Origin of the sequence: Halalkalibacter oceani (assembly GCF_023715605.1) — a bacterium.
Classification (GTDB): domain Bacteria; phylum Bacillota; class Bacilli; order Bacillales; family Bacillaceae_D; genus Halalkalibacter; species Halalkalibacter oceani.
Genome location: NZ_JAMBOL010000016.1, coordinates 1 through 21,746, shown reverse-complemented (window position 1 = coordinate 21,746; position 21,746 = coordinate 1). Strand labels below are relative to the sequence as shown.

Below are 21,746 nucleotides of genomic sequence, written 5' to 3'. Positions count from 1 at the left end.
GTAAGCGCTTTATGGTTTTCGGAGAGCTTGAATCCCTCTGTCTTGTTTGGAAAAAAGGGGGAAGTATGATGTTAAGTTTGATCGGTTTTGCGACGATATTTATTATTGTATTTTTATTGCTGCGGGGGCGGGTTTCGCCGATTATCGGCCTTGTGCTTGTGCCAATCGCCGGCGCGCTGTTAGCGGGCTTCGGTCTTGCTGAAATCGGCGGTTTATTTAATGAAGGAATTGACCGGGTCATTCAGGTCGCGATTATGTTCATCTTTGCGATTTTGTTTTTTGGCGTGATGCAGGATGCCGGTCTGTTTGACCCGATTATTAATAAAATGATTGCGATTTCACGCGGGAATGTGATAGCGGTTACAGTCGGGACGGTGCTGATCGGGGCGATTGCCCATCTCGATGGCTCAGGGGCGTCAACGTTTTTAATTACGATTCCGGCTTTGCTTCCGCTTTATCAGAAGCTACGGATGAATCCATATCTTTTGCTGCTGCTTGTCGGACTTAGTGCAAGTATCATGAATATGGTGCCGTGGGCCGGGCCGATTGGCCGGACGGCGGCGGTTATTGGCGGCGATCCTTCTGATTTATGGCGGCCGCTTATTCCGTTGCAGCTCATTGCTCTCGTGCTGCTTGTCGGGCTGGCGGTCATTCTCGGCATCCGTGAGAAACGGCGGATTGCCAAGCTGGAGGCGCAAGGCGGAGCGGCTGATGAAGTTGCAGTAACCGTGGAAACGGCAACGATCAAAGAAAAAGACGAAAGCCTCCTTCGTCCGCGCTTGCTGTGGCTGAATCTCCTTTTAACGTTAGGGGTTATTACGCTGCTCGTTTGGGGCATCATTCCGGCTGGATTTATCTTTATGATCGGTCTCAGTGTGGCTCTGCTTGTTAACTATCCAAAGGTCAATGATCAAATGGAACGGATCAAAGCGCATGCGCCAAATGCGCTGCTGATGGCGGCGATCATTCTTGCTGCCGGATCGTTCCTCGGAATTCTTGATGGCACGGGAATGCTCGATTCACTGGCAACGGATATCGTTCTTTATCTTCCGGCGTTCGTCATCCCGTATCTTCATGTCATCATCGGTTTTCTTGGAGTGCCTTTTGAACTGATTTTAAGTACGGATGCCTATTATTTCGCTTTATTACCTTTAATCGATCAAATTGTCAGTGCTCATGGCGTCGATTCGGCATCGATCGCCTATGCGATGATTATCGGTAATATTATCGGCACTTTCGTCAGTCCGTTTTCACCAGCATTATGGCTCGCGCTCGGGCTGGCAGGTCTTGAGATGGGAAAGCATATCCGTTATTCCTTCTTCTGGGTGTGGGGATTCAGTATTGTGTTAATTGTCATTGCGATGCTGATTGGCATTGTTACGCTGTAAGCAGTATGATGTTTCAGCTCCTGTTCATGAGGAGGAGGGTTTCTTTCAGGTACTCGCTTCCTCAGGGACTATTTAATAGGAAACGATAGCGCTCCAGTTTCAAGCTGGGGCGTTTTTGCATTTCCTCAGAACCGCGGGTAACGGCTCGATCTTCTATCGTAGGCAAGAGGAAATTTTTCATCGTAATGATCTCTTCTCCTTCCTCCGTATCTGTATAAGGCGGTCATTACTTGAATGTCCAGTAAGGGAAAGGCGAAGTGTTGCCTGTTATTTTACAAGATCGTCAAGCGACAACAGCTCTTATCTTTGGTATAATGACGTTCAGAGAAAATGACATGAACAATAGCAGAGGTGGAAGAGAAAATGCTTGACTATCAAGAGTGGCGCCATGTATTTAAATTGGACCCGAATAAAGAGATTTCCGATCAAGACCTTGAAGCCGTATGTGAATCGGGAACGGATGGGATTCTGCTCGGGGGGACGGATGGAGTGACATTAGATAAGACATTGCAGCTGCTGGCCCGGGTTCGCCGTTTCAGCGTTTCCTGCGCGCTGGAAATTTCCAATGTCGAGTCCATCACGCCAGGCTTTGATTATTTTTTCATTCCCTCTGTGATGAATAGTAGTAAAGTGGAGTGGGTTCTCGGTCATCATCACGCCGCGATCAAGGAATTCGGTCCGATTATGAACTGGGACGAGGTTGTGATGGAAGGATACTGTGTGCTGAATCAGGAAGCCAAGGTCGCTGCGTTGACCGAAGCAAACACAGACCTGTCAGGTGAGGATATTGTCGCGTATGCCCGTATGGCTGAGAAGCTGTATCAGTTTCCGGTATTCTATCTCGAATACAGCGGCGTGTATGGCGACGTCAGCATCGTCGAGGACGTGTCACGAGTGCTGGAGAAGACGCGGCTGTTTTACGGCGGTGGCATTCAATCACCGGCGCAGGCGCGGGAAATGGCCGGCCTTGCTGATACAGTCGTTGTCGGGAATTTGATTTATGAGGATGTCGGGGCGGCGCTGGCGACAGTCGAAGCTGTAAAACGTACGCAAAAGTAGAATAAATACAAGACGAATATTTGGTGGTGGGATTTGTGCAAGGAAAAATTGTTGAAAAAATGCTCGCCGGGCTCAATCCGGAACAGCGGGAGGCCGTGACGCATACGGAAGGCCCATTGCTGTTAATGGCCGGGGCCGGCAGTGGCAAGACGCGGGTGCTGACGCATCGGATCGCCTATTTGCTAAGGGAAAAAGCGATCGCGCCATGGAGTGTGCTGGCAATTACGTTTACGAATAAAGCGGCGCGGGAGATGAAGGACCGGGTCGCCCAGCTTGTCGGACCAATTGCCGAGGATATTTGGATTTCGACCTTTCACTCGATGTGCGTCCGCATTTTGCGCCGTGATATTGACCGGATTGGCTACAGCCGGAATTTTACGATTCTTGACTCGACTGATCAATTATCGGTGATCAAACAAATTGTCAAAAAACGCAATATTGATTCCAAGAAATTCGAGCCGCGGACGATTCTCGGAATGATCAGCAGCGCGAAAAATGAATTAAAAAAACCGGATGCGTTTGCCAGTACGGCGACGGGACCTTACGAGCAAATTGCCGCCGATGTATATGTTGACTATCAAAAGCAGCTAAAGCTGAATCATGCGCTTGATTTTGATGATTTAATTATGAAAACGATCGAGCTGTTTAAGCTTGTGCCGGAAGTGCTTGAATTTTATCAGCGCAAGTTCCAGTATATTCTCGTTGATGAATACCAGGATACGAACCGCGCTCAATATATGCTCGTGCAGCAGCTGAGCAGCCGCTTTAAAAACATTTGTGTCGTCGGCGATTCCGATCAGTCGATTTATCGCTGGCGCGGGGCCGACATTGGTAATATTCTGTCCTTTGAGGAAGACTATCCAAATGCGAAGGTGATCCTGCTTGAGCAAAATTACCGCTCGACCAAAACGATTCTTGAAGCTGCGAACAATGTGATTGCGAACAATGCCAAGCGCAAAAAGAAGAATCTATGGACCGATAACGAGGCAGGCTGCGGCATCGGCTATTTTGCGGCGGATACGGAACAGTCTGAAGCGCAGTTCGTCGTTGAGAAAATTAGAGAAAAGACGAGACAGGAGAACTATTCCTACTCTGATATTGCGATTTTGTACCGGACGAATGCCCAGTCGCGGGTGATTGAGGAATATTTCGTCAAATCAAATATTGATTACAATATCGTCGGCGGTACAAAGTTCTATGATCGGAAAGAAATCAAGGATGTGCTCGCGTATTTGCGGCTTATCGCCAACCCCGATGATGATATTAGTCTGCAGCGGATCATTAACGTCCCAAAACGGGGAATCGGCGCGACGACGGTTGATAAAATTGGCGCCTTTGCGTCCGAGCAGGGGATTTCGATGTTCGCCGCCTTGCAGGAGGTTGACCAAATCGGCCTGAGCGGACGGGCGGTAGCGAAGCTCCACGATTTTGCGGAGCAGCTGCGCCACTGGATGCAAATGCAGGAATACTTGTCTGTTTCCGAGCTTGTGGAGGAGCTGCTTGAGCGGACAGGCTATCGCGAAATGCTGCGCAATGACAAATCGCTTGAAGCGCAAAGCCGGCTAGAGAATATTGATGAATTTTTAACGGTAACGAATGAATTTGAGAAGCAGAATGAGGACAAGTCGCTTGTCGCGTTTTTAACCGATCTCGCTTTAGTTGCCGATATTGACCAGCTCGATGAGGAGAAGGAAGGGAAGCCGAAGGAGGCGATTACGCTGATGACACTTCACTCGGCCAAAGGACTGGAGTTTCCAGTCGTCTTTCTGATCGGAATGGAGGAAGGCATTTTCCCTCACAGCCGTTCGCTGTTTGAGGAAGAGGAAATGGAGGAAGAGCGCCGTCTCGCTTATGTCGGGATTACGCGTGCCGAAAAGCAGCTTTATTTGACAAACGCCAGACTGCGGACGTTATACGGGCGCACGAATACGAATCCACCTTCCCGCTTTATCGCCGAAATTCCGGAGAAGTGCCTGGAGTCGCTTAATGAAGAGAAGCAGGTTCCCGACTGGATGAAGACGTCACGGCCGAAGCCGGCCGCGCTCTCAGCGTCAGCGCGCCGGCCGCAGACGACGGAAACAGGAGGAGAGCGGATTTCCTGGCAGGTCGGGGATAAAGCCGAGCATAAAAAATGGGGTGTTGGCACGGTCGTCAGCATAAAAGGCGAAGGCGAAGCGGTTGAGCTTGATATTGCCTTTCCGAACCCGACCGGCATTAAGCGGCTGTTCGCCAAATTTGCGCCAATTACGAAGAAATAGGGGCAAAGCCGCTGCGCGGTTTTTTCATAATAAAGATAAAAATTTTGGGTTGATACTAAGAAAGGAACGAACGAAATGGAGCGAAATGATGCAAAGCAGCGGATTGAAGAGCTTCGATCCCTGCTGGAAGAGTACGGCTATCACTATCATGTGCTCGATCAGCCGATTGTACCCGATTCTGAATATGACAGGCTGATGCAGGAGCTTATCGCTCTGGAGGAGCAGTACCCGGAGTTCATTAGCGATGATTCTCCATCTGTCCGGGTCGGGGGCGAGCCATTGCCTTTTTTCAGAAAGGTCGAGCACCGCAATCCGATGCTCAGTCTGGGCAACGCTTTTTCCGCAGACGATTTGCGGGATTTTGATCGCCGGGTCCGGCAGTTGATTGATGACGAGGTCCGCTACAGCTGTGAGCTGAAAATAGACGGCCTCGCTGTTTCGCTTTTATATGAAAAAGGCCGCTTCATCCAAGGGGCGACGAGAGGAGACGGGACGATAGGCGAGGACATTACGGCTAATTTAAAGACGATTCCGGCGATCCCTTTACGCTTAAAGGAAGAGGTTGATCTGGAAGTCAGAGGTGAAGCCTATATGCCAAAGCCGTCCTTTGAAAGGCTCAATGTCGAGAAGGAGGAGGCGGGTGAAGAGCGCTTTGCCAATCCGCGCAATGCCGCCGCCGGCTCCCTTCGTCAGCTTGATCCGAAGCTGGCCGCGAAGCGCCACCTTTCGATCTATGTGTATTCGATGAACCATCTGGAAGGGAAAGTGATTCCGTCACATCATGAAAGCCTTCGCTATTTGCAGGAGCTTGGCTTCCGGATCAACCCGGAAAGCCGGCTTTGTCACGATATCGAAGAGGTCATTGCCTTTACGGAGGAGTGGGTCGAAAAGCGGGCTGAGCTTCCATACGAAATTGATGGGATCGTCATTAAGGTCGATTCGCTTGATCAGCAGCTGGAGCTTGGTTTCACCGCAAAAAGTCCACGTTGGGCGATTGCTTTCAAATTTCCGGCGGAAGAGGTAGTGACGATTTTAGAGGATATTACGTTAAATGTCGGACGGACCGGCGTCATTACGCCGACAGCTCTTCTGCGGCCGGTAACTGTGGCCGGAACAACAGTCCAGCGTGCCTCGCTCCATAATGAAGACTTGATCCGGGAGAAGGATATCCGCCTCGGCGACTCCGTTGTCGTCAAAAAAGCTGGGGACATTATTCCGGAAGTCGTCAATGTGCTGACTGAGTTGCGCAAGGGGGATGAGCGTGAATTTGCGATGCCGACGGAATGCCCGGCCTGTGCCAGTGAGCTCGTCAGGCTCGAAGGGGAAGTGGCGTTGCGCTGCATCAATCCGAAATGCCCGGCGCAAATCAAGGAAGGTCTGATTCACTTCGTTTCCCGTAACGCGATGAACATCGACGGACTGGGGGAAAAAGTGATCGGGCAACTTTTCGATCATCAACTCATTCGCGATGTCGCCGATCTTTACCGGCTGGAGCGCGATGAACTGTTGAAGCTTGAGCGTATGGGAGAAAAATCGGTTGACAATCTGCTTGCGGCGATTGAAAAAACAAAGGATAACTCGCTCGAACGTCTGCTGTTTGGCTTAGGGATCCGCTTTGTCGGTGCGAAAGCGGCGAAAACGCTGGCGATGGAATTCGAGACGATGGAAAACCTTCAGCGGGCAACGGAAGAGGAATTGATGGCAGTCAATGAAATCGGGGAAAAAATGGCAGCTTCGGTCGTCCGCTATTTTGAAAAGCCGGAAGTGACGACCTTGCTCACCAAGCTGAAGGAATTGGGCGTGAACTTTACGTATACAGGGCCAAAGGCTCCGCGGGCATCTGAACTTGAGGAGAGTCCATTTGCCGGTAAGACGGTTGTGCTGACCGGGAAGCTGGAGCAACTGACGAGAGGCGAGGCAAAGGAAAGAATTGAGCAGCTGGGCGGCAAGGTGACGGGAAGCGTAAGTAAGAAAACGGATCTTGTCATTGCCGGAGAAGAGGCCGGTTCAAAGCTTGAGAAAGCCGTTGAGCTGAACATTACTGTCTGGAATGAGGAGGAGCTCGTTGCCGTGCTCCGTGAGAATGATTTAGAAAAATAGAAAGGAGAGGGGGTTGACATGTTGAAACGTCTGGCAGGATTGTCGCTTGCCCTGCTGCTATTGGCAGGGTGCTTACCGATCACCCCTCCGGAAGAGGAAGAAGCGGAAGTAGAGGAAGCGGTTGATGATGGGGAGCCGAGTGTTGAAGTCGTACCGCAAGTCATTACGCCGGATAATTATTATCAAAGCGTGCTTTACGACGGAACTTATTTGCACGGGGAATCGCGCGGATTCGGCAATTCCGTCGTTCATAACCGGCTTGATTTGGATGAACTTGAAATTGGTTTGACCCGCATCGCCCAGCAATATTTTGAGCCGGAGAATTATTTCTTTCGGGAAGGTCAATTCATTGAACGTGAAGAATTAAATAGTTGGCTGAGGCGCTATGATGAAACCGATAATCCGCTCGGTCTGAACCCGCCGCTCGGAGAAGGAAATACGCTGCGTGAGCAGGAGGAGGATCGACCGCGTGCTCTGTCGCACATTTTGGAGCATAACTATATGGTCGAAGGCGAGAATGGTCAACTGAATCTTGGCGGGATTGTCATCGGTCTTTCAATGAACAGCGTGTATAATTTCCGTGTGGAGGATGAACAGGGCCGCTACTACTTCTACGAAACCGAGCTTTCAGAAGCAATGATTGAACAGGAAGGCAGACGGATCGCGGAGGAAGTGGTCAATCGATTGCGTTCAGAAGAACGGGAGAACGGCGCCTTTGATGAAATTCCAATTATTGTCGCCCTGTTCCGTGAGCAGCCGCAGGAATCCGTAATTCCTGGAAACTTCATCGCCCAGGCTGAGGCTGAGCCGGGAGGCAATTTGGAGCGGTGGCAGCGAATGAATCAGCGCTATTATTTATTCCCTTCCAATGAAGCGAATGAAGAGGCGCGTAATGAAGCCGACCAGTTCCAGCGCTTCAAGGATGATATCCAGGAATTCTTTGATACGTACATCGGTGTTGTCGCCAGGGGTCGTTATGAAAACAATCAAATTCAGGAGCTAACAATTGAAATCCCGATCCGCTATCAGGGCAAAGCGGAAATTGTCGCGCTGTCGCAATTTGCGGCGAGTCAGCTGCAGCAACGCTTTCAAGGAGGATACAAGGTCAGTGTTTCGATCACCTCTGTATCCGGCAAGACGGAAAGTATCGTCATTTTAAATCCGAATGAAGAACCGTTTATCCATGTTTACTAGTTTCAAAATGTAGCCTAAGTGAAGTCTTGGAGGCAGTCGTCTGTCTTCAAGGTCTTCTTAGACTACAAAATAACTGAATATTCATGTAAAAGAGGGGGAGACAGTGTGCTACATCCAGAGGTGAAAAAATACTTGGAAGAGACTGCGGCAGCGGGCCAAAAATCAATTGAACAATTAACGGTGGAAGAAAACCGCCAACGAATGAGAGAAACGATTGATGTCAGTGGGGAGCCGCAAGCTGTGGCAAAGGTGGAAGAGGTGACCATTCCAGTTGAGGACGGCACGATACAGCTGCGGATCTACACGCCTGAAGGAGCGGGACCGTTTCCGGTGCTCGTTTATTTTCACGGTGGCGGCTGGGTGCTTGGTGATCTGGATGTTGTTGACCGTCCGCTTCGTGCGCTTACCAATCTATCAGGGTATCTGATCGTGTCCGTTGACTATCGTTTAGCGCCGGAGTACCGCTTTCCTACCGCGCCGCACGATTGTTATGCGGCGGTAAAATGGGTGGCTGAACATATTTCCGCTTATAACGGCAATCCAGGTATTCTTGTCGTCGGCGGAGACAGCGCCGGTGGAAATTTGGCGGCGGTTGTGACTTTAATGGCACGGGAAAAGCAAGGGCCGGCTATACACTATCAAATTTTAATTTATCCGGGAACGGACTTTTCGGAGCCGAAGCCGTCCTACGAGGAAAATGGCGAAGGTTACGGGTTTACGAAGAAAGCGATTGATTGGTACAGTCATCACTATTTACAGGAAGAGGAGCGGACTGATCCGCTCGCCTCGCCTCTTTTGGCGGCGTCACACGCCGAGCTTCCGCCGGCTCTTGTGATCACCGCTGAGTATGATCCGTATCGTGATGAAGGAGAGCTGTACGCCGCTCGTTTAAGGGAGGCCGGCGTTCCGGTGGAAGTAACAAGATATGAAGGAATGATACACGGCTTTTTCCGGATGACGCGGCTGTTTGAACAGAGCCGTGAGCTGCATCGGCAAATTGCTGCGACCCTGACTAGACTGGCGCGTTCTGCGGGTGAATAATCTGAAGGAGAGGCAGTAGGGCTGAAGAGGATGAAAGAAAACTGGCTTTGATAGGGTCCGGGCAAAAGGTAACAATCTTTTGGCCCGGCCTTTTCTCATTTCTGTTTTTTCCTGCCGAAGATGATAGCGCTGTACAATCAATAAAATCTTGTAAAAGTACAACAATTAGTATGTTACATACGACAAAAATGATGAAAAAAGTGTTTATTATTGCCGCATTACATGATATATTTATGTCGTTCAAGACAATGGACTGTCCTCAGAGGTCTGATGTCTAACGAGCGTGATAGTCGGCTTGACGATGTACAAAATAAGGGATGAATGATGCTGCTTGATGGGTATAGGAGAGTAGAGTGCCGAAAACCATAAGAAAGGAATGAGCAGATTTGAAAACCGTTTATTGCGTACATTTGTTAAGCATTTTTATTGTAGAATAAAAAAGGGGGAAAGAAAGATGAAGAAGTGGTTACGCACATTAACAATGACGGCGGCGGCTGTTGTCGCCCTTACGGCGTGTGGGGCTGGAGAAGAAGAGGGAACGACCGATGAAGCGGCTCCGAGTGAAGAGCCCGCGGAAAACGAAGCTACACCGGATGCGGAAGATTTCACTGTCGCAATGGTGACCGATGTCGGTGGAATTGATGATAAATCATTCAACCAGTCGGCGTGGGAAGGCTTAACAGCATTTGGTGAAGAAATGGGTCTTGAAGAAGGGACAGGCTATCGTTATTTGCAATCGGCTACAATGGACGATTTTGAGCCTAATATTCGGACACTTGTACGTGAAGAGGCCAACCTTGTTTGGGGGATCGGCTACTTAATGGAGGATGCTGTCAAGACCATTGCCGAGCAGGTTGAAGACGCTCAAATTGCGATTGTCGATACTGTTGTTACAGATGGGGATGGCAATCCTTACAGCAACGTTGCCAATGTTACGTTCAAAGAGCATGAAGGCTCATTCCTTGTCGGCGTTGTTGCCGGATTGCAAACAAAAGGAAATAAAGTCGGCTTTGTTGGCGGCGTGGAAAGTGAATTGATCAAAAAGTTTGAAAGCGGGTTTAAAGCCGGTGTAAAGGCTGTCAACCCGGATGCTGAAATTTTAACGCAGTATACAGAAAGCTTTAATGATGCGACGCGTGGTCAGCAAATTGCCAATAATATGTACGGCCAAGGCGCGGACATTATTTATCATGCCGCTGGAGGAGCGGGAAATGGCGTCTTCCAGGAAGCGATTAACCGAGCGCGTAACGGTGAGGAAGTCTGGGTCATCGGAGTTGACCGTGATCAGCATGAGGAAGGTGTTTCCGGCGATGTGTCTGTTACATTAACTTCGATGGTAAAGCGTGTTGATACGGCTGTTTACCTTGTATCTGAGCGGACGATGAGCGGAGACTTCCCTGGTGGAGAGATCCTCGAATATGGTTTGGAAGAGGATGCGGTTGGAATTGCGCCGACAACTGACAATGTGCCGCAGGAAGCACTTGATGCGGTCGACGAATACAAAGTTCAAATCCAGGATGGGGAAATTAGCGTACCTCAGACGGATGAAGAATATGAGGAATATCTTTCTTCCCTGTAATAAGCAGACTGAAATCATTCATGCAAGAGACTGCTCCGAAGGTCGATGGCGATCTTCGGAGCACCATCACTCAGGGTGACTTATGCTGTTCTGACTTAAGTTGTAGAATAGTCTGGGCGTCGCATCCTGTCGCCTGCTATTGGATCTAACGAGGAGTGAGGGTGCATAGGTTGCTCTTTTTCCTTAACAGGATGTGAATTATGGAGAAAAAGGGACAATGACGGATTGCTGTTCCCCAATCCATCATTGCCCCTTTTTTCAAGAAATCAAGGCTTGGAGTCCGGGGAAGAACTACGGCTGAGTCTGAGAAGCAAGGAGTGAGTCGAGATGAATTATGTCATTGAAATGAATCATATTCGCAAAGAGTTTCCGGGGATCGTCGCAAATGATAATATAACGCTCCAAGTGAAAAAAGGGGAGATCCATGCCCTTCTCGGTGAAAACGGCGCTGGTAAATCGACCTTAATGAATATTCTGTTTGGCTTATATCAGCCGGAAAAAGGCGAAATTATCGTCCGTGGAAAAAAGGAGAAGATTACCGATCCGAATGTCGCTAATCGACTCGGGATTGGGATGGTTCATCAGCACTTTATGCTCGTTGAAAAGTTCACAGTTACCGAAAATATTATTCTCGGAAGCGAGCCGACGATGTTCGGGACGGTTAATAGTAAGAAAGCGGCAAAAGAAATTCAGCAAATTTCACTCCGCTACGGTTTGAAAGTGGATCCTTACGCCAAGATTGAAGATATTTCAGTCGGCATGCAGCAGCGTGTTGAAATCTTGAAAACGCTGTACCGCGGGGCGGATATTCTGATTTTCGATGAGCCAACGGCGGTGTTGACGCCGCAGGAAATTCAAGAGCTGATTGCGATCATGAAAGCATTGGTCGCCGAAGGCAAGTCGATTATTTTAATTACCCACAAGCTGAAGGAAATTCTTGCTGTTTGTGACCGCTGCACGGTCATTCGCCGTGGCAAGGGGATCGGGACGGTAGATGTCGCTGAAACCGATGAAGATAAGCTGGCGGCGATGATGGTCGGACGCGAGGTCAACTTTAAGGTTACGAAAGCTCCGGCCAAGCCGCAGGATGTTGTGCTGGATGTCAAAGGAATAACAGTCAAAGACGGCCGCGGTGTCGAGGCTGTCAAAAACCTCAGCCTTGATATTAAAGCTGGGGAAATTGTCGGGCTTGCCGGAGTGGAAGGAAACGGGCAGACGGAGTTGATCGAAGCGATTACGGGACTGCGCAAAGTGGAAGCAGGCACGATCCAGTTAAAAGGTCAGCCGCTGCAAAATTTGAAGCCGCGGGAAGTGACGGAGGCAGGAATCGGCCACATTCCTCAGGATCGCCATAAGCATGGTCTCGTGCTCGACTTTACGATTGGCGAAAATATCGTGCTACAAACCTATTATCAAAAGCCGTTTTCCAAAAATGGTATTTTGCAATATGGGGAAATTTATCAGAAAGCCCGTCATTTGATTGAGGATTATGATGTACGCACGCCAACGGAACTGACGCCGGCGCGCGCGCTGTCCGGCGGAAATCAGCAAAAAGCAATCATTGCCCGTGAGGTTGATCGTTCACCTGAGCTGTTAATTGCCGCTCAGCCGACAAGGGGGCTGGATGTCGGGGCGATTGAGACGATCCATCAGCGGCTCGTCCAGGAGCGTGATAAAGGACGGGCCGTCCTGCTAATGTCGCTTGAGCTGGATGAAATTTTGAATGTTAGCGACCGGATTGCGGTCATGTACGAAGGGGAAATTGTGGCGATTGTCGACGCGGCAACGACCAATGAACAGGAGCTGGGCCTTCTAATGGCAGGCGCGAAGAAAGAGAAAGCAGGTGAGAGACGTGATAGCTAAATGGCTTCCTAAAGGAAGACTGCTGTCGTTAGCCGTGCCATTGATTGCCGTTCTGCTCGGCGGTCTCATTGGTGCGTTGATTATGCTGATTACCGGATATAATCCGATTGCCGGTTATGCGGCATTGGTAAAAGGAATTTTCGGGGAAAGCTATTATATTGGCGAAACGATCCGGGCGATGACACCGCTCATTCTTGCCGGACTGGCGGTAGCCTTTGCTTTCCGGACCGGATTGCTGAATATCGGGGTGGAAGGTCAGTTGATCGTTGGCTGGCTGGCAGCGGTTTACGTCGGACTGGCAGTTGAACTTCCGCTGATTGTCCATCTACCTCTTTCGATTTTGGCGGGGGCGGCCGCGGGAGCGCTTTGGGGTTTTATTCCAGGCTTGCTTAAAGCCCGCTTTCAGGTTCATGAAGTTATCGTGACAATTATGATGAACTATATTGCGTTACATACAGCCAATGCGATTATTCGGACGTATTTGATCGTGCCGGGTGAGCGGACGGAGGAAATCCATTCGACAGCCTCGCTCGCTTCGCCGTTTTTGCAATCCATTACCGATTATTCTCGCTTACATTATGGCTTTCTCATCGCGCTGCTCGGCTGTTTCATTATGTGGTTTCTGCTTTGGCGAACGTCCAAAGGCTTTGAATTACGGGCGGTCGGCTTTAACCAGCACGCCTCGCAATACGCCGGGATGAACGTGCAGAAGAACATCGTCCTCTCGATGGTCGTCTCAGGCGCCTTTGCCGGTGTTGCCGGGGCGATGGAAGGGCTTGGAACCTATGGATATATGAGCATTCTTGCCGGCTTTTCCGGCGTCGGCTTTGATGGAATTGCCGTTGCTCTGCTCGGCGCGAATACCGCGATAGGAGTCGCCCTCGCTTCCTTTTTGTTCGGGGGCTTAAAGGTTGGCGCCCTGACGATGCAGTCGCAGGCCGGTGTACCTAGTGAACTGATCGATATCGTCATTGCGCTTATTATTTTCTTCGTCGCCTCAAGCTATATGATTCGTTGGGTGATTAACCGTGTGAAGAAGGAGGATGTATGATGGATCTCATGCAAATACTAGCTGCTGTCATCCCGGCAGCCATTTACCTAGCTGCTCCTCTTATCTTGACGGCACTTGGCGGCTTGTTCAGCGAACGGGCCGGCGTTGTCAATATTGGGCTTGAAGGGCTGATGGTAATGGGAGCCTTCACCGGAATTGTAACTACGCTGACATTGCAAGGAGCCGGTGTAGCATGGTGGACATCGATTTTTCTTGCCCTCCTTGCGGCGATTATCGTCGGCATGATTTTTTCACTATTTCATGCGGTCGCTTCGATCAGCTTTCGGGCGGATCAGATTGTCAGCGGGGTCGCGCTGAACTTTTTAGCAGTCGGGCTTTGTGTCTTCCTTGTGCGGCTTTTTTACAACAAAGGACAAACCGATTCCGTGCAAAATGGCATTTATCGTTTTAATGTCCCTGTTTTAAGTGATATTCCGGTTATCGGACCGTTGTTTTTCTCAAATGTGTATATTACATCCTTTGTGGCGATTCTGTTGGCTTTGATTGTCTATCTGATCATTTTTTACACGCCGTTCGGACTTCGGCTGCGCTCTGTCGGTGAGCATCCGATGGCGGCGGATACAATGGGGATTAACGTCAACAAAATGCGTTATATCGGCGTCATGCTCAGCGGCGCTTTTGCCGGTCTCGGTGGAGCCGTGTTTGCCCTGACGTTTTCCGGAAACTTCTCGGGGACGACAATTGTCGGCCAAGGCTTCATGAGTCTTGCCGCGCTCATCTTCGGAAAGTGGCATCCGCTCGGCGCTCTCGGGGCGGCGCTCTTCTTCGGATTGGCGCAGGCATTGAGTATAACAGGTCAGCAGATTCCGCTTCTGGCGAACGTCCCGCCCGTTTTTCTCCTGATCGCGCCCTATGTGCTGACGATTCTCGCGCTGGCCGGCTTCGTCGGTCGCGCTGAAGGTCCAAAGGCAATCGGCAAGCCTTATATAAAAGGTTCCCGTTAATAACAAATTTGTGGCGATGTTTCGAATGTGACCTTTTGAAACATCGTCCTTTTTGTCGGGAAAAGAAATGAATAATTAATGATATGTATGGATGATTATTCATTTTGTGTTTTTGACCCGCAAAGCTTACATACAAGAAATGGATAGTTATACATCTTATAAAATCGTAAATAAATAAAAAAATGTTCAGATAATAATATTGTGTTATCGTGGTAATCGTCCGCTCGTTCTCCGGGAATACTACGATACACTCTTCATGCATATGGAATAACAGGAGGTGAGGGAAAGTGGACTATCAGCTGACGACAGCGACTTGGATTTTGTTATTTGTACCGATGCCATTATTAATCGTCTTATCACTTATCACATTACGAAGAGGAGGGAGAGAATAAGATGGAACTGGCAACGCTGTTAACCTTTATTGTTTATTTGGCCGGTATGCTGCTAATTGGCTTCATTGCCTACCGGATGACGAATAATTTATCAGATTATGTACTTGGGGGCCGGCGTCTTGGCGGAAGTGTGGCGGCGTTAAGCGCGGGCGCTTCCGATATGAGCAGCTGGCTTTTGCTCGGCTTACCGGGGGCGATGTATCTCGGCGGCATGACGGAAATTTGGATCGCCGTCGGACTGGCGATTGGGGCGTATTTGAATTGGCAGTTTCTTGCGGCACGCCTCCGTCAATATACGGCTGTCGCCAAAGATTCAATCACCTTGCCTGAATTTCTTGAGAACCGTTTCCATGATCGTACGAAGGCATTGCGGATTATTTCGGCACTCGTCATCCTCGTGTTCTTTGCTTTTTACACATCCTCGGGACTCGTCGGTGGCGCACTCCTGTTTGAAGCTTCCTTCGACATGCCTTATACGCAGGCGTTATGGATTGGGGCGCTCGTCATTATTTCCTACACCTTTTTAGGCGGCTTTTTAGCGGTGAGCTGGACCGACTTCTTTCAAGGGATTTTAATGTTTCTCGCTCTCATTATCGTTCCGCTGCGGGCGATGGCTGAGATGGGTGGCTGGAATGAAACCGTTCAGGCCGTTGGCGCAATCGATCCATCGTATTTAGATGCCTTTCAAGGCACGACGGTGATCGGAATTGTTTCCCTGCTTGCCTGGGGGCTTGGCTACTTCGGTCAGCCGCATATCGTTACCCGCTTTATGGCGGTGAAATCGGTACGCGAAATTCCGAAGGCGCGGGCTGTCGGGATGACGTGGATGGTCCTTTCCCTGTTTGGCGCCATTTTCACCGGCTTTGTCGGGATCGCTTATTTTTCAGCAAATGGCATCGCCGGTCAACCGCTTGCTGAGGGTAGCCATGAGACGGTTTTTATTGTATTTAGTCAGCTTTTATTTGATCCGTGGGTGTCCGGCTTTTTATTAGCGGCGATTTTGTCGGCGATCATGAGTACGATTGATTCGCAGCTGCTCGTATCATCGAGCGCGCTGGCGGAGGATGTTTATAAAGGATTTGTACGCAAAAATGCCTCCCAGCAGGAGCTTGTTTGGATCGGCCGCTTCGGCGTCGTGTTCATCGCCCTTGTAGCAGTCTGGCTTGCCTATCATCCCGAGAGTTCAGTGCTCGATCTCGTTGGCTATGCGTGGGCCGGCTTCGGAGCCGCCTTCGGTCCGGTGCTGCTGCTGGCATTATTTTGGAAGCGAATGACGCGTAATGGAGCACTGGCGGGAATGATTGTCGGCGGTATGACGGTTATTATTTGGGCCGAGCTTGACACCTGGTTTAGAATTGAACGCGCCCACTATCCGCTGCTAGAGCTGTATGAAATCATTCCTGGCTTCGTCTTCGCCTCGCTCGCGATTATTCTTTTCAGCCTGCTCGACAAAGCGCCTTCTAAAGAAATCGAGGCAGAATACGAGCAAGCAAAAACACCGATTATTTAAGTCAGGGCTGGGACAAACAGAATCGTTCGAGTGGAACAAAAACTGTCCCCTGTTTTTTAATTTATGTAATGACTCAACGTATACCTGAGTCAAACAGCGTACTGAATTCCGGCCTCCTCTACTGGGCTTTGTTGCCTAGAGGGGCGGAATTTGGTATCATTAATGATATTGTCAATACGTTCGAATTTACGCGGAGGTGAATGAAGAAATGTCCCGAATCCAAGCAGATCAAGTAAAGCATGTAGCGCATCTGGCACGACTTGCGATTACTGATGAAGAAGCAGAAATGTTCACAAAGCAGCTTGATGCAATTATCTCATTTGCGGAGCAGCTGAATGAGCTTGATACCACTGGTGTTGAGCCGACTTCACATGTTCTCGATATGAAGAATGTCCTTCGTGAGGACAAGCCGGAAAAAGGCTTGCCGGTTGAAGAGGTATTAAAGAATGCACCAGACCATGAGGATGGCCAAGTACGGGTGCCGTCAATTATAGAATAGGTGGGGGGAAAAGCAAGATGGCATTATTTGACCATAAGATGACAGAGCTTCATACGATGCTTCAAAAGAAAGAAGTGAAGGTCTCTGATCTTGTTGATGAATCATACAAGCGCATCACAGAAGTCGATGATAAAGTGAAAGCGTTTGTCACATTAAACGAAGAAAAGGCGCGCGCTTATGCTGCAGAGCTGGACGAGGCACTTAGCTCAGGCGGTGAACGTGGGCTTTTATTTGGTATGCCGATCGGTGTGAAGGACAACATCGTCACAAAAGGTTTGCGGACAACATGCTCCAGCCGCATTTTGGAAAACTTTGACCCGATTTACGATGCGACCGTTGTTCAAAAGCTTGCCGAAGCTCAGGCGATCACGATTGGAAAGCTGAATATGGATGAATTTGCAATGGGTTCTTCAACGGAGAATTCCGCTTTCCAGGAAACGAAAAACCCTTGGAATCTCGATTATGTACCAGGCGGTTCAAGCGGCGGCTCGGCGGCGACAGTCGCCGCCGGAGAAGTGCCATTTGCCCTTGGTTCGGATACGGGCGGATCGATTCGCCAACCGGCAGCCTACTGTGGTGTCGTCGGCTTAAAACCTACATATGGACGTGTCTCGCGTTACGGGTTAGTAGCGTTTGCTTCCTCCCTTGATCAAATTGGACCGATTACCCGTACTGTAGAGGATAACGCTTATTTGCTGCAAGCCATCACTGGAATTGATCCGATGGATTCAACATCGGCGAATGTCGAAGTGCCTGATTTCCTTTCGGCTCTCACCGGCGATGTAAAAGGCTTGAAGATTGCCGTTCCTAAAGAATATTTAGGTGAAGGTGTTCAGGAATCCGTGAAGCAGTCGGTGCTCGATGCACTTAAAGTGCTTGAAGCTCAGGGCGCGACATGGGAAGAGGTTTCCCTTCCGCACTCGAAGTACGCACTGGCCACCTATTATTTGCTATCTTCCTCTGAGGCTTCTGCCAACCTGTCCCGCTTTGACGGGGTACGTTACGGCTATCGTACCGACAATGCAACGAATCTGATGGAAATGTACAAGCAGACGCGCGCCGAAGGCTTCGGTAATGAAGTGAAGCGCCGGATCATGCTCGGAACATTTGCCTTAAGCTCAGGCTACTATGATGCCTATTATAAAAAAGCCCAGCAAGTCCGGACGTTGATTAAAAAGGACTTTGAGGATGTATTTGAAAAGTACGATGTTATCGTTGGACCAACGACGCCGACACCTGCCTTTAAAATCGGTGAAAAGACAGATGATCCACTAACGATGTATGCCAATGATATTTTGACGATTCCGGTTAACCTTGCCGGTGTACCGGGAATTTCGATTCCATGCGGCTTCCAGGATGGTCTGCCGCTCGGGCTGCAAATTATCGGCAAGCATTTTGATGAAAGCACCGTCTACCGCGTCGCCCATGCGTTTGAACAAGCGACAGACTATCATAAACAAAAACCGGCATTGTAAGGGGGGATAACGATGAATTTTGAAACGATTATTGGACTTGAAGTTCACGTTGAGCTAAAAACAGAATCAAAGATTTTCTCAGCCAGTCCGAACCATTTCGGTTCAGAGCCGAACACGAATACAAGTGTCATTGATCTTGGTTATCCAGGCGTATTGCCTGTATTAAACAAATCGGCAGTTGAGTTTGCGATGAAAGCGGCGATGGCATTGAATTGTGAAGTCGCAACCGACACGAAGTTCGACCGTAAAAACTATTTTTACCCGGATAACCCGAAGGCCTACCAAATTTCCCAGTTTGATAAGCCGATTGGCGAGCATGGCTGGATTGAAATTGAGGTTGACGGTCAGAAGAAGCGCATCGGAATTACGCGGCTTCATCTGGAAGAGGATGCCGGCAAGCTGACTCACTCCGGTAACGGCTACTCACTGGTTGACTTTAACCGTCAAGGAACACCGCTCATTGAAATCGTCTCCGAGCCGGACATTCGCACTCCAGACGAGGCTTATGCTTACTTAGAGAAGCTGAAGTCGATCATTCAATATACGGGTGTGTCTGATTGTAAAATGGAGGAAGGCTCGCTGCGCTGTGACGCGAATATTTCTCTGCGCCCGGTCGGACAGGAGAAGTTCGGCACGAAGACGGAGCTGAAGAACCTTAACTCGTTTAACTTCGTCCGCAAAGGGCTTGAATATGAAGAAAAACGTCAGGAACAGGTCCTTCTTTCCGGTGGAATCATCGAGCAGGAAACGCGTCGCTACGATGAAGCCGGGAATAAAACGGTATTAATGCGCGTCAAGGAAGGCTCTGATGATTATCGCTATTTCCCTGAGCCTGATCTCGTGGCGCTTCACATCGACGAGGAGTGGAAGGAGCGCATTCGCGCCGAGATTCCTGAGCTTCCGGACGAGCGCAAGCAGCGTTATGTCGAACAGCTTGGTCTGCCGGCCTATGATGCGATGGTGCTCACACTAACGAAGGAAATGTCTGATTTCTTCGAAGAGACGATCGCCAAGGGAGCGGATGCGAAGCTTGCCTCGAACTGGCTGATGGGTGAAGTATCCGCCTACTTGAACGCTGAACAAAAAGAGCTTGCCGATGTCGCGCTCACGCCGGAAGGCTTGGCAAAAATGATTCAGCTGATCGAAAAAGGAACGATTTCATCGAAGATCGCGAAGAAGGTCTTTAAGGACCTGATTGAAGAAGGTGGAGATCCTGAACAAATCGTCAAGGATAAAGGCCTTGTTCAAATCTCAGATGAAGGCGAACTGCGCAAAATGGTCATCGAGGTTCTCGACCAGAATCAGCAGTCGATCGACGACTATAAGAACGGGAAGGACCGGGCAATTGGCTTCTTAGTCGGCCAGATTATGAAAGCCTCCAAAGGAAAAGCCAACCCGCCAATGGTCAACAAGCTGCTGCTTGAAGAAATCGCGAAACGATAAGAGAAAAGAAGGAGGCTGGGACAAAAGGTTGTTTTTTTACCTTTTTCCCAGCCTCTCTAAGCAATGAGCGGAACCGCCACGCTCTTTTAAAGCCCGTTGTGAGTGGGTTTCTCACAACGGGCTTGTGGCGTGTGAAGCCATTGCCAGTAGGTCCAAAGCTAGTTTTGTCTCAGGATCTTTTTTTAAACATAAGAAAGGATAAGATTTTTGGGCTGATTCTAGGAAGGGCGGCGGCTTCGCGCGTTACGCGGAGGGCTGAAGAAAGCCCGTTTTCAACCCTCCGTAAAAGATGGTAACGGCTCCGCACGCCGCTTCTAAGAAAAGCCGCTCTGCGGTTTTCTTATTCATTTGTCGTTCCTCGTGAAAAGCGGTACAATAAGGACAGAAAAATAATGACAAAAAGTGGATCATGTTAACTTTTTGTAAGTAGGGGATGCGACATGAAACGAGCTAGGCTCATTTACAATCCAACCTCAGGGCGGGAACAGATCCGTAAAAATCTCGCCTATGTTCTTGACCGGCTTGAAGGAGCCGGCTACGAAACATCAGCTCACGCGACGACCGGGGAAGGCTGCGCCAAAAGGGCCGCCCGCAAAGCCGGTGAAAACGGCTATGACCTTGTCGTCGCAGCCGGTGGGGACGGAACAATGTTTGAAGTCGTCAACGGGTTGGCCGATTTAGAGGAGCGCCCGCTACTTGGCCTCATTCCGGCGGGTACGACAAATGATTTCGCCCGGGCCCTCGGCATTCCGCGCGATATTGAGAAAGCGTGTGATGTGCTGGCCGGCGAGCATATCGAACCGATTGATGTCGGGAGGATTGATGACCGCTACTTTATTAATATTGCTGCCGGCGGAACGCTGACGGAGCTGACCTATGAAGTGCCGAGCAAGCTGAAAACCGCGATCGGGCAGCTTGCCTACTATATTAAAGGGATCGAAAAGCTGCCGCAAATCGCGCCGACAAACGTCCGGATCGAATATGACGGCAAGCTATACGAGGGTGAAATTATGATTTTTCTCGTATCCAATACGAATTCTGTCGGCGGATTTGAAAAGCTCGCCCCCGACGCCTCCCTTCAGGACGGGATGTTTGACTTTATTATCGTGGAGAAACTATCCTTTCCAGATCTCTTACGCCTCGCAACCTTGACTTTGCGGGGAGAGCATCTGCATCATCCGAAAGTAAAATATGTCCAAGCTAACAGAATCAAGATTCAGGTGGAAGGAAAAATGCAGCTGAATTTAGACGGCGAATATGGTGGTATTTTACCTGCTGAATTCGTCAATATGTATCACCACTTTCACATGCTCACCCCTAAGGAAAGAAAGCTGAAGAAAAAATAAATGTCTCTTTTGAGTGATGGGCTGACTCCAAACCCCCGTTTTCCGGATTGCTGAAAGGAAAAATACCTTTTGGCAAAATGAAACGCAGCGGGGAAGCTGTCTGTAGAATAACGACGGGCGACCTTTTCGCGATAATTCGGGGCGTCGGCTTCGCGCGTTACGCGGATGGCTGAAAGCGGGGTTCTTTCAAGCGATCCTTAAATGATTGTAGCGTCCCGAAAGCCACTTCTAAGAAAGGATGCTATGTTTTTTCTTACGTGATTATTTTATCAGGGATCGGGGTGGAGAAGAGGTAGCGTCCTTTACACGGGGCGACAGCTTTTTTCTTCTCCGGCCTATAAGCTGGGAAATAAAGCTGTGCAGCCTTCCAATGTAGCCTCGGGGATCAATGAGATGGAGAAACGCCAGTGCACCACTCCCTATCATATCAATGTCGAAACGAATAACATTTAATTGAAAAGGTACTGTCAAAAGTTCTATGAAAAGTCGGTAGATGGTTCAGATTCTTTCCATGAATTTAGTGGGAAGGCCACGCAATCGCCCTTGACAAACACGCCAATGGTTTGACTCGAGCTTATCAAGG

At 49.5% G+C, this 21,746-nt stretch carries 15 protein-coding genes; all 15 read left to right on the top strand.

Features of this window, described 5'->3' with window-relative positions; translation table 11 throughout:
• Positions 1–68: 68 nt before the first annotated feature.
• The 15 genes from M3202_RS15650 to M3202_RS15580 all read left to right on the top strand — a co-directional run bounded on the left by M3202_RS15650 (position 69) and on the right by M3202_RS15580 (position 21,163).
• Positions 69–1,388, top strand: a complete 1,320-nt coding sequence (locus tag M3202_RS15650; RefSeq protein WP_251224242.1) for a CitMHS family transporter — start codon at positions 69–71, stop codon at positions 1,386–1,388.
• 363 nt (positions 1,389–1,751) lie between these two features.
• On the top strand, positions 1,752–2,447 hold the full coding sequence (gene pcrB, locus M3202_RS15645) for a heptaprenylglyceryl phosphate synthase (protein ID WP_251224241.1): 696 nt from the start codon (positions 1,752–1,754) through the stop codon (positions 2,445–2,447).
• Positions 2,448–2,506: 59 nt separating this feature from the next.
• Entirely contained in the window at positions 2,507–4,705 is a 2,199-nt protein-coding gene (gene pcrA / locus M3202_RS15640) for a DNA helicase PcrA (protein WP_251224283.1), read from the top strand.
• Between the two features lie 75 nt (positions 4,706–4,780).
• The gene (ligA, locus tag M3202_RS15635) at positions 4,781–6,805 is read left to right on the top strand and encodes an NAD-dependent DNA ligase LigA (RefSeq protein ID WP_251224240.1); all 2,025 of its coding nucleotides are present in this window, start codon (positions 4,781–4,783) and stop codon (positions 6,803–6,805) included.
• A gap of 18 nt (positions 6,806–6,823) precedes the next feature.
• A complete protein-coding gene (locus M3202_RS15630) occupies positions 6,824–7,999 on the top strand; it encodes a CamS family sex pheromone protein (RefSeq protein ID WP_251224239.1) in 1,176 nt (391 codons plus the stop codon).
• A 105-nt stretch (positions 8,000–8,104) separates the two neighbouring features.
• The gene (locus M3202_RS15625) at positions 8,105–9,040 is read left to right on the top strand and encodes an alpha/beta hydrolase (protein WP_251194720.1); all 936 of its coding nucleotides are present in this window, start codon (positions 8,105–8,107) and stop codon (positions 9,038–9,040) included.
• Between the two features lie 454 nt (positions 9,041–9,494).
• Positions 9,495–10,619: a BMP family lipoprotein gene (locus M3202_RS15620; protein ID WP_251224238.1), complete on the top strand. Its 1,125-nt coding sequence runs from the start codon at positions 9,495–9,497 to the stop codon at positions 10,617–10,619.
• Positions 10,620–10,946: 327 nt separating this feature from the next.
• Positions 10,947–12,482 carry an ABC transporter ATP-binding protein gene (locus tag M3202_RS15615; RefSeq protein WP_251224237.1) on the top strand — a complete coding sequence of 512 codons (1,536 nt, stop codon included), beginning with the start codon at positions 10,947–10,949 and terminating at the stop codon, positions 12,480–12,482.
• A complete protein-coding gene (locus tag M3202_RS15610) occupies positions 12,475–13,533 on the top strand; it encodes an ABC transporter permease (RefSeq protein ID WP_251194784.1) in 1,059 nt (352 codons plus the stop codon). Before M3202_RS15615 ends, M3202_RS15610 begins: the two co-directional genes overlap by 8 nt.
• Positions 13,533–14,498, top strand: a complete 966-nt coding sequence (locus M3202_RS15605) for an ABC transporter permease (protein ID WP_251224236.1) — start codon at positions 13,533–13,535, stop codon at positions 14,496–14,498. The genes M3202_RS15610 and M3202_RS15605 overlap by 1 nt, the downstream gene beginning before the upstream one ends.
• Positions 14,499–14,891: 393 nt before the next feature.
• Positions 14,892–16,400, top strand: coding sequence for a sodium/proline symporter PutP (putP, locus tag M3202_RS15600; RefSeq protein WP_251194479.1), 1,509 nt, complete (start codon positions 14,892–14,894; stop codon positions 16,398–16,400).
• 208 nt (positions 16,401–16,608) lie between these two features.
• On the top strand, positions 16,609–16,899 hold the full coding sequence (gene gatC, locus M3202_RS15595) for an Asp-tRNA(Asn)/Glu-tRNA(Gln) amidotransferase subunit GatC (RefSeq protein ID WP_251194480.1): 291 nt from the start codon (positions 16,609–16,611) through the stop codon (positions 16,897–16,899).
• Positions 16,900–16,916: 17 nt separating this feature from the next.
• Positions 16,917–18,374: an Asp-tRNA(Asn)/Glu-tRNA(Gln) amidotransferase subunit GatA gene (gene gatA, locus M3202_RS15590; RefSeq protein WP_251224235.1), complete on the top strand. Its 1,458-nt coding sequence runs from the start codon at positions 16,917–16,919 to the stop codon at positions 18,372–18,374.
• A 12-nt stretch (positions 18,375–18,386) separates the two neighbouring features.
• Positions 18,387–19,817, top strand: a complete 1,431-nt coding sequence (gatB, locus tag M3202_RS15585; protein ID WP_251224234.1) for an Asp-tRNA(Asn)/Glu-tRNA(Gln) amidotransferase subunit GatB — start codon at positions 18,387–18,389, stop codon at positions 19,815–19,817.
• A 440-nt stretch (positions 19,818–20,257) separates the two neighbouring features.
• Positions 20,258–21,163 carry a diacylglycerol kinase gene (locus M3202_RS15580; protein WP_251194483.1) on the top strand — a complete coding sequence of 302 codons (906 nt, stop codon included), beginning with the start codon at positions 20,258–20,260 and terminating at the stop codon, positions 21,161–21,163.
• Positions 21,164–21,746 lie beyond the last annotated feature (583 nt).